The organism is Fredinandcohnia onubensis (assembly GCF_002734285.1).
GTDB classification, from domain to species: domain Bacteria; phylum Bacillota; class Bacilli; order Bacillales; family Bacillaceae_L; genus Ferdinandcohnia; species Ferdinandcohnia onubensis_A.
Window position 1 is genome coordinate 243,510 of sequence record NZ_NSEA01000009.1, and the last position, 15,688, is coordinate 259,197.

13 protein-coding genes are annotated in these 15,688 nt (G+C 37.4%); 10 read left to right on the plus strand and 3 right to left on the minus strand.

The window, feature by feature from the left end; all coding sequences use genetic code 11:
• From CKJ95_RS10855 to CKJ95_RS10875, 5 genes are read left to right on the plus strand one after another with little or no spacing between them, the layout of a single operon-like run.
• Positions 1–675 carry an aspartate/glutamate racemase family protein gene (locus tag CKJ95_RS10855; protein WP_257215766.1) on the plus strand — a complete coding sequence of 225 codons (675 nt, stop codon included), beginning with the start codon at positions 1–3 and terminating at the stop codon, positions 673–675.
• A gap of 57 nt (positions 676–732) precedes the next feature.
• Positions 733–1,602, plus strand: coding sequence for a LysR family transcriptional regulator (locus CKJ95_RS10860; RefSeq protein WP_099353433.1), 870 nt, complete (start codon positions 733–735; stop codon positions 1,600–1,602).
• Between the two features lie 42 nt (positions 1,603–1,644).
• Positions 1,645–2,706 (plus strand): Ldh family oxidoreductase, encoded by a 1,062-nt coding sequence (locus CKJ95_RS10865; protein WP_218962746.1) that lies wholly within the window; start codon positions 1,645–1,647, stop codon positions 2,704–2,706.
• A 13-nt stretch (positions 2,707–2,719) separates the two neighbouring features.
• Positions 2,720–3,883: an MFS transporter gene (locus CKJ95_RS10870; RefSeq protein ID WP_099353435.1), complete on the plus strand. Its 1,164-nt coding sequence runs from the start codon at positions 2,720–2,722 to the stop codon at positions 3,881–3,883.
• 50 nt (positions 3,884–3,933) lie between these two features.
• Complete coding sequence (locus CKJ95_RS10875) at positions 3,934–5,355, plus strand: aldehyde dehydrogenase family protein (protein ID WP_099353436.1); 1,422 nt, start codon at positions 3,934–3,936, stop codon at positions 5,353–5,355.
• A gap of 46 nt (positions 5,356–5,401) precedes the next feature.
• Here the strand turns inward: CKJ95_RS10875 and CKJ95_RS10880 are convergent, their stop codons facing one another.
• A complete protein-coding gene (locus tag CKJ95_RS10880) occupies positions 5,402–6,544 on the minus strand; it encodes an MFS transporter (protein ID WP_099353437.1) in 1,143 nt (380 codons plus the stop codon).
• 134 nt (positions 6,545–6,678) lie between these two features.
• Between CKJ95_RS10880 and CKJ95_RS10885 the strand changes: the two genes are divergently transcribed.
• From CKJ95_RS10885 to acnA, 5 genes are all read left to right on the plus strand, one after another.
• Positions 6,679–7,548: a LysR family transcriptional regulator gene (locus CKJ95_RS10885; RefSeq protein WP_099353438.1), complete on the plus strand. Its 870-nt coding sequence runs from the start codon at positions 6,679–6,681 to the stop codon at positions 7,546–7,548.
• A gap of 133 nt (positions 7,549–7,681) precedes the next feature.
• Positions 7,682–8,662 (plus strand): tripartite tricarboxylate transporter substrate binding protein, encoded by a 981-nt coding sequence (locus CKJ95_RS10890; RefSeq protein ID WP_099353439.1) that lies wholly within the window; start codon positions 7,682–7,684, stop codon positions 8,660–8,662.
• Between the two features lie 85 nt (positions 8,663–8,747).
• Positions 8,748–9,656, plus strand: a complete 909-nt coding sequence (gene prpB / locus CKJ95_RS10895; protein WP_099353440.1) for a methylisocitrate lyase — start codon at positions 8,748–8,750, stop codon at positions 9,654–9,656.
• A 12-nt stretch (positions 9,657–9,668) separates the two neighbouring features.
• Positions 9,669–10,808 (plus strand): PrpF domain-containing protein, encoded by a 1,140-nt coding sequence (locus CKJ95_RS10900; RefSeq protein WP_099353441.1) that lies wholly within the window; start codon positions 9,669–9,671, stop codon positions 10,806–10,808.
• Between the two features lie 80 nt (positions 10,809–10,888).
• On the plus strand, positions 10,889–13,579 hold the full coding sequence (gene acnA / locus CKJ95_RS10905) for an aconitate hydratase AcnA (protein WP_099353442.1): 2,691 nt from the start codon (positions 10,889–10,891) through the stop codon (positions 13,577–13,579).
• Positions 13,580–13,642: 63 nt separating this feature from the next.
• Here acnA and CKJ95_RS10910 read toward each other — a convergent pair whose 3' ends face one another.
• The gene (locus CKJ95_RS10910) at positions 13,643–15,151 is read right to left on the minus strand and encodes a tripartite tricarboxylate transporter permease (protein ID WP_180271476.1); all 1,509 of its coding nucleotides are present in this window, start codon (positions 15,149–15,151) and stop codon (positions 13,643–13,645) included.
• A gap of 16 nt (positions 15,152–15,167) precedes the next feature.
• Positions 15,168–15,617, minus strand: a complete 450-nt coding sequence (locus CKJ95_RS10915) for a tripartite tricarboxylate transporter TctB family protein (RefSeq protein WP_099353443.1) — start codon at positions 15,615–15,617, stop codon at positions 15,168–15,170.
• Positions 15,618–15,688: the final 71 nt, after the last annotated feature.

Sequence of the window (15,688 nt, forward strand, 5' to 3'; positions counted from 1 at the left end):
GTGGCAAGAAATTATAAAATAGGACTCGTCCATGCAACAATGAATTCAGTAGTACCAATTTTAGAAGCATTTCAACATTTTGCACCAGATGTTAAATTACTAAACTTTATGGATGAAGGTCTAATCGATGAGTTAAACAATACAGGAAATGTTACTGATCTCATGGTTGAACAATTAGTAAGTTTGATGAAGCGGGCAGAGGAAAGTGGTGTAGATGGAATTCTTCTAACGTGTTCCTCCTTTTCACCGTATGTCGCTGGTGTTGCAAACAAATTTGATATACCTGTTTTAAGTGCTGATATTGCGATGCTAGAACATGCCATAGAGATAGGAGACAAACTCGGAGTAATTGCGACTGTTGGTGCTGCCGGTCCAACAACTACGAAGCTTCTTTATGAAATTGCAGACGAGAAAAATCGTACAATCGAAGTCGATACTCACGTAATAACAGAAGCATTTAATGCCCTGCAAAAAGGAGATCAAACAACGCACAATCGTTTGATTAGGGAAAAAATTAGCGAATTAAGTACACAAAATGATGTCATCTTATTAGCCCAAATGTCTATGTGTCGATCTTTAGTAGAATGGGAGAAACCGAATATCCCAATATTAACGAGTCCTGAAATAAGCATACGCACGATTTTTGAAAAAAGTTCAATAAAAGAAGTTTTATAGATACTCCTCCGCCTATGATAAAATACAGCTAAATCTATAAGAATCGGAGGGGAAATAGTGGACACACGTGATTGGGAAATATTAAAAATACTTTATGAACAAAAAAATATAACAAAAACTGCAAACCTTCTGTATATATCACAGCCAGCATTAACGAAGCGATTACAACAAATTGAAAGCGAATTTAATACACAAATCGTTATCAGGGGTAGACGCGGTATTCATTTTACCCCACAAGGCGAATTTCTTGTAAAATGCGCAGATGAAATGCTTGGTCGGTTACGGAATATTCACGATACAATTTCAAATATCGAAGGAAAAGTTGTAGGAACTTTACGGATAGGGGCTTCAAATTTAATAGCAAGAGTTAAAATTCCTCAGATATTAAAAAAATTTAAAACTGCATTTCCTGAAGTAGAGTTTGAGGTTTCTACTGGTTGGAGTAGTGAGATTTTTCAATTACTCTCCAATCGGGAAATACACATTGCAATTGTTCGCGGAGATTACCCTTGGCAGGAAGGAAAACAGTTACTGTTAAAGGAACCTTTAACAATTGCTTCACGAGCTCCATTTAAGCTAGAAGACTTACCAAAACTACCTAGAATCAATTATGGATCAGATTCAAAATTAAAAGATTTAATTGATCATTGGTGGTCAGATAATTTTTCGACCCCTCCGAAAATTGCAATGACTGTTGACCGAACTGATACATGTAAACAAATGGTTATAAATGGTTTAGGTTACGCAATTTTACCTGGACTTTTAGTCAGTAAGGAAGTAGATATTCATAAAATGAACTTACAATCAAAAGATGAAGAGTTTATAACAAGAGATACTTGGATGTTATATCACGAGGAATCGTTAGAATTTAGTCTCGTAGAAGAATTTGTTGAGTTTTTACAAGAACTAGATTTTGAAAATGTTTAAGAAGAAAAAAGGATGGAACTAGAAAATAAGGGGGGATAGATATTGTCAGAACGATACGTGTCAGAAGAAAGTTTGATAGAAGCAGCTAGCATTCTATTAAAAGCAGGAGGACTTAGAGAGGGGGATGCAGCAATTATCGCACAAGATTTAGTTGCTGCTAATTTGCGCGGACTTGATTCACATGGTGTTTCAAGAATTCCGATGTATCTTGAGCGGATTAGACGAGGCGTGGTGAATCCACAACCTACTATTACTGTGAAAAGAGTCACCTCAGCTGTTGCTCATGTAGATGGTAATGATGGAATGGGTTTTTTAGCTGCCCACCGTGCAATCGATGAAGGTATAGCATTAGCTAAAGAAAGTGGGATTGGTTTAGTAGGGGTTAGTCGAAGCACACATTTTGGGATGGCTTCCCTATACGTCCAACAGGCAATTGATGCCGGTTACATAGCCCTCGGCTATACAAATTCTTCCCCTGCACTTCCAGTCTATGGTGGTAAAACCGCATTCCTTGGTGCAAGTCCATTTGCAGCTGGAGTCCCCGGTGGCAAAGAGAATAGCGATTATGTATTAGATATGGCCATGACAGTTATTGCTCGTGGGAAAATTCGATTAGCTGCAACACATTGTGAACCGATTCCTGAAGGATTGGCTTTGGATGCAGATGGTACTCCAACAACAGATGCAAAAGCAGCATTTGAGGGTGTGTGTCTTCCATTTGGTGGGCCAAAAGGAGCAGCCCTTGCTATGTTGATGGATTTACTCGCTGGTGTATTCACTGGTGCGAATTACGGTGGAAATGTAAAAAGCCTTTATTTTGATCATTCCGAGCCACAGAATGTTGGACATTTATTTTTTGTAATAAGACCAGATTTATTTATGTCAAAGGAAGAATATGAAAACCGAATGGACACTTTTGTTTCTCGAATAAAGTCTCTTCCAAGAGCACAAGGGTTTGATGAAATTTTAATTCCAGGTGAACCTGAGGAACGTAAATCGGAGGAACGTTTAAAATCAGGTATTCCTTTAACCGAGAAGGTAGTAGAAAGTCTGTTGGAGGAAGCTGATCGTCATGGGATTGAACTATTGCCTATTCTAAAATAAGGGATGAAGACCCATGGCGCTTAAGGTCGTACTAATCATTGTTTTTGTTTTTCAGTTCATGTTACATATCACAAGACCACTCATTACTTTGTACGGTACCAATTTAGGAGCCAGCACCTTTGAAATTGGTATTTTAACTGCAACTTATGCCTTTTTTCCATTATTGTTTGCCGTACGTGCCGGGAAAATCACAGATAAAATAGGAGATCGACTGCCTATTTTATTTGGCATGATTGCAGCTAGTATCGGGTTGGTTTTCCCTTATCTATTTCCTTCATTATGGTCAATTTATCTGTCTCAAATAATAGTTGGTATGGCACATATATTTATCATCATTTCATTGCAAAATGTATTAGGAAATGCTGCTACAAAGGAGAATAGAGACCATTATTTTGGGCTCTTTAGTATGGTGGTGGCAATTGCTCAATTTTGCGGTCCTGTAATAGGCGGTTACTTAGCAGAATATACTTCGTATCGTACGGCGTTTTTTGTTTCGGGAATAGTAGGGATTATAGCAATTATAGCCGCAATTTGGGTACCTGTTATTATTCGAACAAAGGCGACTACAATTGAGTCGTCTAATACTAGTACTTTTTCTATGTTGAGGATTCCAATATTGAGAAAAGCACTGGTTGGAAGTGCCTTAGTTCTTTATTCGCGTGATATATTTATCGCATATTTTCCACTTTATGCACTTCAAATTGGAGTTTCAGATTCACAGATTGGATGGATAATAGCATTGCAGGCTCTAGCGATGGTTCCAATACGATTCTTTTTAGGGCAACTTTCCATTTTAATAGGAAGAGCTAGATTACTTCTATTTTCAATCTTAGTTGCGGGTATTTGTTATGGATTTATTCCTTTCACAACAAATGTTTATCTTCTTGCAGGATTTGCAATTTTAATGGGTGCTGGTCTTGGCTGTGGTCAGCCATTATCAATGACGACCATTTATAATGCGTCCCCAAGCGGAAAAACAGGTGAAGTATTAGGATTAAGACTAGCAACAAATCGCATTTCTCAATTGACAGCCCCTATTTTATTTGGTGTTATTGGGTCTGGATTGGGACTGTTATCAGTCTTTTTAATGAGTGGGGCTTTCTTAGTTGGAGGGGCTTTTTATACACATACAAAAGATGAATCAACAATAGTGAACGACGCACAAGAATCCGGATAATTAACGAACTACTACCATTTATTTTATAATGAAAATAAGGAGGCAATATAATGGAAAACCAACAATTATTTATTAATGGAAAATGGGAAGAAGGCGTCCAGTACGAAGAATTACGCTCACCCTATAATCAAGAGACCATTGCAATGATCCCTTTAGCCACAAAAGCACAGGTAGAAAACGCAATTGCAAGTGCCCAACAAACTACTAAAATAATGCGAAATTTAACAGCTTTTGAGCGCGCAGAAATCTTAGAAAAGGTATCTGATCTGTTTACTGAAAGGCTTGAGGAATGTGCTCTTATCCTAGCCTCTGAAAATGCCAAACCATTAAAAGCTGCGAGGGCAGAAATTGTAAGAACTGCTGAAACTTACAAATTTGCTGCAGAAGAAGCCAAACGCCTTCACGGGGAGACTGTACCACTTGATGCTGCAAAAAACGGGAAAGGAAGATTTGGATATACAAAAAGAGAACCGCTGGGTGTCATCGCGGCAATCACGCCATTTAACTTTCCTTTTAACCTAGTTGCACACAAGCTTGGCCCAGCCTTTGCGGCAGGAAATACGGTCGTATTAAAGCCTGCATCACAAACACCATTAAGTGCAATTATGACAGCGAAGCTATTTGAAGAAGCTGGACTGCCAAAAGGTGCTCTAAATGTCGTGACAGGAAAAGGTAGTGTGGTAGGTGACCTACTTGTTCAGGACAATCGTGTGAAAATGATTACTTTTACAGGTAGTGTACCAGTTGGAACTCGGATTAAAGAGAAAGCAGGACTTAAGCGCGTTACCCTCGAATTAGGCTCGAATGCTGCTGTCATCATTGATAGTACAGATGATTTGGAGACAGTTGCAGCTCGTTGTGCAGAGGGGGCATTCAATTTTGCTGGGCAGGTATGTATTTCGGTACAACGTATCTATGTGAATGAAAATGTGTTTGAAGAGTTCGTTGAAAGATTGAAGTACTATACTAGTCAATTAGTTCTCGGTGACCCGAAATCAGAAACGACAGATGTATCAGCCCTCATTAATCCAAACGAAACGGATCGAATCGATAATTGGGTCCAAGAGGCAAAAGCAGATGGAGCGAAAGTTGTCCTTGGTGGAAAACAAGAAGGAACTGTCTTCCAACCAACGATCTTAGTAAACACTAACGAAAAACTTTCAGTTTCTTGTAATGAAGCATTTGGTCCGGTTGTGTCCGTTAATTCGTATAAAACATGGGATGAGGCTATCAGTCTCGTAAATGACTCAGAATATGGTCTACAGGCAGGAGTATATACAACAAATATTCAAAAAGCATTTGAGGCTGCAGACCGATTAGAGGTAGGGGGAGTCATCATTAATGATATTCCAACCTTTAGAGTTGATAATATGCCATATGGAGGAGTTAAAAACAGTGGCGTTGGAAAAGAAGGTATCAAATATTCCACAGAAGAAATGACAGAATTGAAATTTGTATCTTTTAAACTATAAATAAACAAAGCCTACAGCTATTATCAAAGCTGTAGGCTTTCCTTTTCTATGAAGCTAGTTTTCTTTTCTTTTCGGGTTTAATAGCAAATAATCCACCAATTAAAAATGTTCCACTAATGAAAAATACGGAAAAAATACCAGCCCAGGAACCAACTATGCCAAAAAATACAGGGGCTATTAATTGTGACAAGCGATTAGAAGCAAGTCGTAAGCCTAGAACTTCACCTGTTCTTGATTTTGGTGATGCATTATAGGTAGTGGTCATTGAAAGCGGCTGACCACAACCTAGTCCAAGTCCCATGAGGGCACTTAACGCGCTTAATAAAATCACATTTCCAGTAAACGGAACTAATAAAAATGAAATACCTGCCATAAAAACGGATGCAATTAAAACTTTGTCTCTACCAAGTTTTTCTGTTAATGCTGGTAATAAGAACCGAACGAGAATAATCGCTAACCCCTGAATTGAAATAATCCAGCCAATTGTTGAGGTGGAAATCCCATACTGTTTTGCGAACAGTGGAAAATAAGCAACGAAGATATCCTTAGAATACAGGACAAGCGCACTTGATATTAATGCTTTTCTTAATAAAGGCATTTTTAATAATCCAACTGAGGCACCTATGCTCATTTTTTGCTTAGCTTTTTGCTTCCTTAGGACAGGAATGAAAAAGGAAATCAAAATAGGTATGATATTAATAAAAATCGAAGCAAGGAATACAGAAGAATAAGATATGTGTTCTCCTAAATATCCGCCGATTATCGGACCAATCATCGCTCCCACCGCGGTCGCAATTCCGAATAGACTGTAATATTGATCCCGTTTTTCCTCAGTAGCAATATTTCCGAGTATGTTTTGTAAAGAAACTGTGATAAAAACAGCAGCTGTACCGACAATTAATTGTGATATAAACAAGCTTGCCATTGAAGGAAAATAATAAGGAATGATCATTCCCAGTGATATTCCGACTAAACCAAGAAATACAGGTAATCGGTCTCCGATTTTATCAGCAATTCTTCCCGCATGGATAGCGAAAATTAGTGGAAAAAAAGCATATGCTGCTGTAAGAATTCCAATATCAAATGTATTTGCCCCCATTTCAGAGGCGTATAACGTGATGATCGGTCTTGTTGTATTTAAAATTGTTTGAAAACCAGTGCAGATGATGATGACTATCCAAAGAATCATGTTTCTCCCTCACCAAAAAAATTCTTATTTTGTAATGATAAATATAGTATATTGATAGATATAAGTAAAATATTGTATTTGAATTAATCGTCATAAGATTTATGAATATCTAATGTGCAAAAGGTGGGAATGAAATGCGAAGTCAGGATTGGGAAATTCTTAAGGTTCTCTATGAAAATAAGAATATTACAAGAACAGGTAAACAATTATTCATCTCACAACCGGCTTTAACAAATCGTATCAAACAAATAGAAAAAGAATTTGGGATCAAAATAATTAATAGGGACAGACGAGGTGTCCAGTTTACTCCACAAGGAGAGTATATGGCGAAAAGTGCGGAGGAAATGATCTTAAAGTTAAGACAAATAAAGGATCATTTGACGAATATGGAGAGTAAGGTTGTTGGAACGATAAATTTGGGTGTATCCAGTTTTTTCACCAAATATAAACTGCCACAATTATTAAGGGCATTTAAAGACAACTATCCAAATGTTGAGTTCAAAGTAACGACGGGATGGAGTCGAGACCTTTTCCATTCCTTGTATAAAAAGGATATTCATATCGCCTTTGTTCGCGGGGAATATACATGGATTGAGCAAAAACACTTATTATTTGAGGACCAGCTATGTGTAGCCTCAAAGGAAGAAATTGATATAAGCAACTTACCAAATCTACCTCGAATTGATTATAAAACGGACAATCTACTAAAATCTATCATTGATCATTGGTGGATTGAAAATTATACAAAACCCCCTATGGTTACGATGGAGGTGGATCAAGTGGATACTTGTAAGGAAATGGTTGTGAATGGACTAGGGTATGCAATAATGCCGGGCATGATTTTAAAAGGAAATGAAGATATTCATAAAGTGTATATCACGGATAAAGAAAATAATCCATTAATTCGTAATACATGGATGCTATACCATAATGAATCACTAGAGGTAAATGTAATTAACGCATTTGTTTCATTTATATCATCTTTAGATTTGAGGGATTTATAAATTTCGTGAACTTTATGAACAAAATAAGGTTATTGTTGTTAATTTCTTTTAATTTGAAAACGATTACATTTTTATCTATTAAAAGTATTATAAGGTTGAGAAAATTGAAAAAAGAAAAAGAAGGGGTGGGAAAATGAAAAAAATTATTTCGTTTATAGCCATTTTATCTTTAGTATTTGTTGCAGCATGTTCTTCAGGTGCATCAGGTGATAAAGAAACATTTCCAACGGGGAATATTGAGTTTGTAGCACCTGCAACGCCAGGGGGAGGTTGGGATGCAACTGCTAGAGCGATCCAAAAAATTCTTAAGGATGAAGGCATTGTAGACCAAAATATTAATGTTGTTAATAAACCAGGGGGAAGTGGAGAAGTAGGTTGGCAATATCTTTCTACAAAAGATGCACACTATCTTTCTATTAACTCAAGTCTTCTTATTACAAATAATCTATTAGGCCAAAGTGAATTAACTTACGAAGATTTTACTCCATTAGCAATTTTAACAACTGAGTGGATATCAATTGCAGTTGGAAATGATTCCGAGTTCGAAACTGCAAAAGATGTTATGGAACAATTGAAAAAGGATCCAGGATCATTAACAATTGCAGTTGCGCCAGGATTAGGTAACAACGATCACCTGTCATTTGTACAAGCTGCAAAAACATACGGTGTTGACGTATCTAAATTAAATTTCATGATATATGAGAGTGGCGGGGATGTAGTAACAGCTCTTTTAGGTGGCCACGTAGATGTTGCAACAATGGCAGTTTCCGAGTCTAAGGATCAGCACATTGCAGGTAATTTCAGAGTAATTAGCGTTTCTTCTGATGAAAGAATAGAAGGTTTAGAGGATGTTCCTACATGGAAGGAACAAGGTGTAGATATGGTATTCCCTCACTGGAGAGGTATCATGGGACCAAAAGATATGAAGGAAGAAGAAATTGCTTACTGGGATAAAGTAATCGGTGAAATGGTTGAAACCGATGCTTGGAAAGACCTAGTGAAAAATAATGACTGGTCTCCACTCTACAAGAATAGTAGTGATGCAGCTAAATTCCTAGAGGAACAAACTACAATGTATAAAGATTTAATTAGCGAATCTGGACTAGTTGACTAATGAGAGAAGGGGCCCTATTTATTATAGGGTCTTTCGTTCTTTCATTACCTTGACATTAATGAGAAAAATGAAAAGAGGGAATATCATGACATGGCTTGTTGAACAACAGAAGAGTCAAAAAGAATTAGCAGGGGAATTTTTAAATACTATTAAGGCTGGACCAATCTTGAAAATTATGGGTACACATGACGGTATGGCTGCCTTGATGGCGAAAAAGGTTGGTTTTAAAGCATTGTACTTATCTGGTGGGGCTTATACGGCAAGTAGAGGACTACCAGATTTAGGTGTGTTACATTCACAAGAGGTTGCCGAAAGAGCTCGTGAAATTATCCGTGCATCTAATTTGCCATTATTAGCTGATATTGACACCGGTTTTGGCGGAATCTTAAATGTTGCCAGAACGGCTAAAGAAATGGTTGAAGCAGGTGTGGCTGCCGTTCAAATTGAGGATCAGGATTTACCGAAAAAATGTGGTCATTTAAATGGAAAAAAGTTGGTCACAGCAGATGAAATGGCACAAAAAATTAAAATCATTAAAGAAGTTGCTCCTTCATTAGTTGTAGTTGCAAGAACAGATGCACTTGCTGTTGAAGGTAGAGAGGCTGCTGTTGATAGACTAAAAAAATATGTAGAAGCAGGCGCTGATGCTATATTCCCAGAAGCCTTAATTACAGAAGAAGACTTCAGGGCTTTCAGCAAAGAATTTGATGTTCCTTTATTAGCAAACATGACCGAATTCGGAAAAACACCATACTTTACAGCTGAAGAATTTGAATCATTTGGATACTCCATGGTCATTTACCCAGTGACTTCTTTGAGAGCAGCAGCGAAAGCATATGAAATTGTATTCTCCGAAGTGTTCGAGAAAGGGACTCAGCGTGATGTGTTAAATAAGATGCAAACACGTAAAGAACTATATGAAACCATTAAACTTCATGACTATGAGGATCTAGATCAAGAAATAGCCAAAACTATTGTTCCTGAAATGAAGTAAGGAGGAAGAATAATGTCTCAATTCTCAGTGCGTTGTGTTGTTTATAGAGGTGGCACAAGTAGAGGTATCTTTTTTCATGAGAAAGATTTACCAACAAGTAACGAATTAAAGCACAGAATTTTTTTAGAAGGAATTGATGCATATAATCCCTCACAAGTAAATGGCCTAGGTAGCGGTACATCTCACACAAGTAAAATCATGGTTATTTCAGAGCCAACTGTAGAGGGTGCGGACCTTGATTATACATTTTATCAAATTGGAATTGGAGAGCAAGTTGTTGACGATAAAGGCACTTGCGGAAATCTAATGGCGGCAATAGGCGCATTCGCAGTAGATGAAGGCCTTGTTTCAACGAACTCTAACGATGATTTTATTACTGTATCAGCTTTTAATAAGAATATAAATAAAATGATAAAAATGAGAGTTCCACTATCAAACGGCAAAGCAAAGGTATCAGGAGATTATTTAATGCCAGGAATTGTTACCCCAGGAGCAAAGATCATTGTTAATATTATCTCGCCTGGTGGGGGAAGGACTGGGAAAACAATTCCGATTGGTCTAAAAACAAAGATTGTTACTAGAAAAAGAAGCTATGAAGCATCATTTGTCGATATTGTAAATCCATTTGTGTATGTAGCTGCAAGTGATTTTGGGATAGTAGGTTCTGAACTAAATCATGTTGTAGGAGCGGATCATGAATTATTGTCCGAACTAGAGAAAATTCGTTTGAAAATGGCAGTTGCAGGTGGTATCGCAAAAAACGAGGACGAAGCAAAAAACATTCCCTCCATACCGAAAATTGCTGTAGTTGCTAGTCCACATGATTATGTGACTTCTACGGGAAAGCATATTAAAGCGAACGATATTGATATTGTTGCAAAAATGGTTTCAATGAAGAAATTCCATCGTACATTTGCAGGGAGTGGGTTATATAATTTAGCTGCGACTGCATTGCTTGAGGGAACAGTTCCAAATCAATACTCTAGAAAGAAAGACGGAAGTGTTGAACAAATAATTCGAATCGGTCATCCTGAGGGTATTGCAGAGGTTCGTGTTGCTTTAACCGAGGAGCAGGCTGATGTTGCTTCTGTTGGTTTAGACAGAACAGCCCGAAGAATTATAAAAGGTGATTTATATATTTCTGAAAAATAGTGTTTATCATAAATAGTCTAGCTGATGGCCATCAACTAGACTATTTTTTCAATGTTTACAACAACAAGGGAGGCGAATTCATGAATGTAACTGATGCTCTATCTACATTAAAAAGAACATTATATGTGGATGGAAAAGAATATCAATATTATAGAATAAAAGATTTGGAAACGAATGGGTATCCGATTTCATCACTTCCTAATTCAATTAAAATGCTGCTAGAGGCTGCTGTTCGCCACCTAGATGGAAAGCAAATCACCACTTCACATATTGAACAACTTGCAAACTGGGAAAAGACACAATGGGAGAAAAAAGAAGTTCCATTCAAGCCAGCGAGAATTGTCTTTCAGGACTTTACAGGAATTCCTGCCATCGTCGATTTAGCTGCCATGAGAGATGCTGTGAAAAGAAAAGGTGGGGATGTATCACGCATTAATCCCCAAATTCCAGTAGATTTAGTAATTGACCATTCGATGATTGTCGATTATTTTGGAAATCAAGAATCCTTGTCTGATAATCTTAAGCTTGAATACGAACGAAATTTAGAAAGATATCGCTTTGTTAGGTGGGCACAAAATAGCTTTTCTAATTTTAGGGCAGTACCACCTTCAAACGGTATTGTACACCAGGTTAATTTAGAGTATTTGGCTACTTCGATTGTCACAAAAAATGAAAACGGAGAAAACATTCTCTATCCAGATTCTCTCGTAGGCACAGATTCTCATACACCGATGATTAATGGACTTGGAACAATAGGATGGGGTGTTGGTGGAATCGAAGCAGAAGCAGCCATGCTTGGACAACCACTATATTTTGTGATTCCTGAGGTAGTAGGAATAAAGCTTTCAGGTAAGCTTCAAGAAGGTGTTACTGCAACAGACCTTGCATTAACGATTACAAATTTACTTCGAAAAAAAGGAGTAGTAGGCAAGTTTGTTGAGTTTTTTGGAAAAGGATTATCCAGTATTTCTTTAACTGACCGAGCAACAATTGCCAATATGGCTCCTGAATATGGGGCGACTATGGGATACTTTCCGGTTGATGAAGTGACATTAGATTATCTCGAGCTAACAGGACGTGGAGAAAATCGATCGTTGATTAAGGCGTATTATGAGGTTCAAGGTTTATTTAGAACAGATGATACCCCTAACCCGAAGTTTACTGAAACACTAGAGTTGAATTTATCAACAATTAAACCAACAGTTGCTGGTCCAAAAAGACCACAGGATAGTATTGAATTACGCTTGATGAAGGATGAGTTTACTAGAGTTGTAACACAGCCGGTTGCAAGTGGCGGATATGGCTTAGATGAAGCAGAACTTAATAAGAAAGTTGAGTTAAAGGACGGTAGTGTGATCAGTACTGGTTCCCTTGTACTCGCAGCCATTACAAGCTGTACAAACACCTCGAATCCAAGTGTGATGGTAGCAGCAGGTTTAGTGGCCAAAAAAGCATTGGAACTTGGCCTTAAAAAGCCTGAGTTTGTAAAAATAAGTTTAACACCAGGCTCACGTGTAGTTACAAAATACCTTGAAGCATCTGGTTTACTAAAGGCATTAGAAGAGATTGGATTTTATATTGATGGTTATGGTTGTGCAACATGCTGCGGTAATAGTGGATCCCTTCTTGAATCTGTTGAAGAGGCAATTAAAGAGAATAATCTTCTTGTCGCTTCTGTTTTAAGTGGAAATCGAAACTTTGAAGGACGAGTACATCCACTCATAAAAGCAAATTACTTAAGTTCGCCACCATTGGTGGTTGCGTATGCTCTAGCGGGTTCAGTTCAAATGGATATGTACTCAGAGCCAATTGGTTTCGGAAACAATGGAAATCCAGTATATTTAAAAGATATTTGGCCAACTACAAAAGAAATAAATGAAGTGATCAGTTCTACTATTACGAAAGAGCTTTTTAAAGAGGAGTATGAACATATTTTTGAAAATGAGGTATGGTCATCGATTGAGTCTTCTGAAGGGCTGCTTTATAAATGGGATGATCAATCAACCTATATACAGGAAGCACCGTATTTCCTTGAAAAGCATTCAACAGTAAAGACAGACTCAGATTTTAAAAACATGAGGGCCTTATTAATGTTAGGTGACTCGATTACAACAGATCATATTTCTCCAGTTGGACAAATTCCCGTAAAAAGCCCAGCTGGTATTTTCCTAACAAATAAAGGTATTCCAGTTCGGGAATTCAATGCATATGGCTCAAGAAGAGGAAATCACCATGTCATGGTTAGGGGGACATTTGCGAATATCCGAATTCGAAACAAATTAGCTGACGGAATAGAAGGAGGATATACGAAGTATCTGCCAACTGGAGAAATCATGCCAGTTTATGATGCAGCAGTGAAGTATAAGAAAGAAAATCAAAACCTTCTTATCATTGCAGGTAAAGAGTATGGTACAGGAAGTTCACGTGATTGGGCTGCAAAAGGAACCGCGTTATTAGGTGTTAAAGTGGTCCTAGCCGAAAGCTTTGAGCGCATTCATCGTAGCAATCTAGTAGGGATGGGAGTATTGCCACTTCAATATAATGAAGGTGAGAACGCGGATACTTTACAATTAGATGGTAGGGAAGACTTTGAAATAAAAGGTCTACACGGTGAAATCATACCAGGTCAAAAGGTTGAAGTGATTGCAAGGAAACAAGACCAATTAGAACAAATTAAATTCACGGCTACCGTACGATTAGATAGTGTAGTTGAAATCGAATATTATCAAAGCGGTGGTATTTTACAAACCGTACTTGAAAATCTTTCATAAACGATTAAAACCCTTAGTAAAAGTACTAAGGGTTTTAATATCCAACTTAATCAACTTTTCTTCCTAAAGGGAGGTATTTTCGTTTAAATCTGACTTTTTCTTTTGTCTTCTGTTCATGAATATTGGGTAAGTAAGTGATAATAGTGTCAAGATTAATAGTGTAATCGAAATAGGTGAACTAACAAAGATATCTAAATTACCATGACCAGCTACAAGGCTCTTTCTAAAGTTTTGTTCCATATCTGTTCCAACAATTAATGCCAAAATCATTGGAGCAATTGGGAAGTCGTAGAGCTTCAAGAATAAACCGATGACACCGAAAATAATTAAGATATAGAAGTCTAATATTGTGTAGTTCATTGTGTATGCACCGATAAATGCAAGAACTAATATAATTGGATATAAGACCTTTGCCGGAACATCTAAGATTTTTACAAAAACACCAACCATTAATACGTTAATTAAGAATAAGAAAATATTACCCAAGAAAAGACTATCAATTAAACTCCATACCATATTTGGATCACTTTCGAATAGAAGTGGACCCGGTTTTACACCTAGCATAACAAGAGCTCCTAGCATTACAGCTGTTGTTCCAGAACCTGGGATACCCATAGTTAACAGTGGAACGAAAGCACCGACCGCTGCTGAGTTGTTAGCCGTTTCGGGAGCAGCTAATCCTTCAATTGCCCCTTTACCGAACTCTTCAGGACGCTTCGAAAGTTGTTTTTCCGTACTGTATGCCATTAATGAAGCAATCGCGCCACCAGCACCAGGTAGAATACCAACTATGAAGCCTAATGGCGAACTACGGAACATTGGCCATTTTGAACGTTTCCAGTCGTCCTTTGTAATCCAAATTCGACCAAGTTTATTCTTCTTTCCAATTGGTCTATCAATTGTTAAGTAGTTATAGAGTATTTCCCCAACCGCATAAATACCAATAATAATAACTAGGAAGTTGATACCATCACTTAAATGAACATTTCCAAATGTAAAACGGTGTACCCCTGTCTGAAGGTCGATACCAACTGTAGCTAGAACTAAACCAAGCCCCATTGAAATAAAGCCTTTTGTCATATTTCCAATTGATAAGGAAACGACAGCTGATAAAGTGAAAAGCATAAGTAAAAAGTATTCCGCTGGACCAAACTGTAGAGCGAAATTAGATAGTGGCTTTGCTAATAACATAAAGCCAATAACTGCGACAAAACCACCAATGAGTGAACCAAGTGCTGTAATTGCAATCGCCGGGCCCGCACGACCTGCTTTTGCCATTTGATACCCATCAAATGTAGCGGCAACAGCTGATCCGTCACCAGGAGTGTTAATCAAGATTGAACTCAATGATCCACCATACATGGCACCATAGTAGATAGTTGCCATTAGTATTAATGCGCTTGTTGGATCCATTCCGAATGTAACTGGGATTAAAACCGCAATTGCTGTTGCCGGTCCTAAACCTGGAAGCATCCCAACAATGGTTCCTAAAAATCCTCCGAATACGACAAATAGTATATTTTCCGGTCTAAGTACCGTTGCAAATCCTTCAAGAATTCCTTGGATATCCATGTTATCCCCCCTTAATCTATGGTAAGCTGACGGCTAGAAGTTGAGAAAAGGCGTACCATGATCCCACACTAAATAAAACAGCTACACTAATATTAACTTTCCATTTTTCTTTACCATTAACGATGAATAAAACAGCTGCCATGAACAGCATTGTTGAAATTAAGAATCCTACTCTTTCAAAAATAAGTGTGTAAATCAATGATAATACCAAAGTAGAAATGATTAGATAGGGAACTCTGCCCTTAAACAATAACTTGATTTCATCATTTTTGGGATAGTGATTTTTTAATTCTTTTATGAGATAAATAACACTCACAATAAATAGAAAAATACTAACCATCATCGGAAAATAGAGTGGACCATTCGGGTCTCCCAATTTGGCTTTAGGTAGATTAATAGTTGAAATAAAGTAGAAAATGCTAATTAGAATTGAAATAATCGGTAGAATTAATCTAGATGCCCCCATTTTTATAACCTTCCTTTCTTATAACTCTTAAAACTATTTTAAAAGTTCAGACACAAATTTGTAACCGTTTT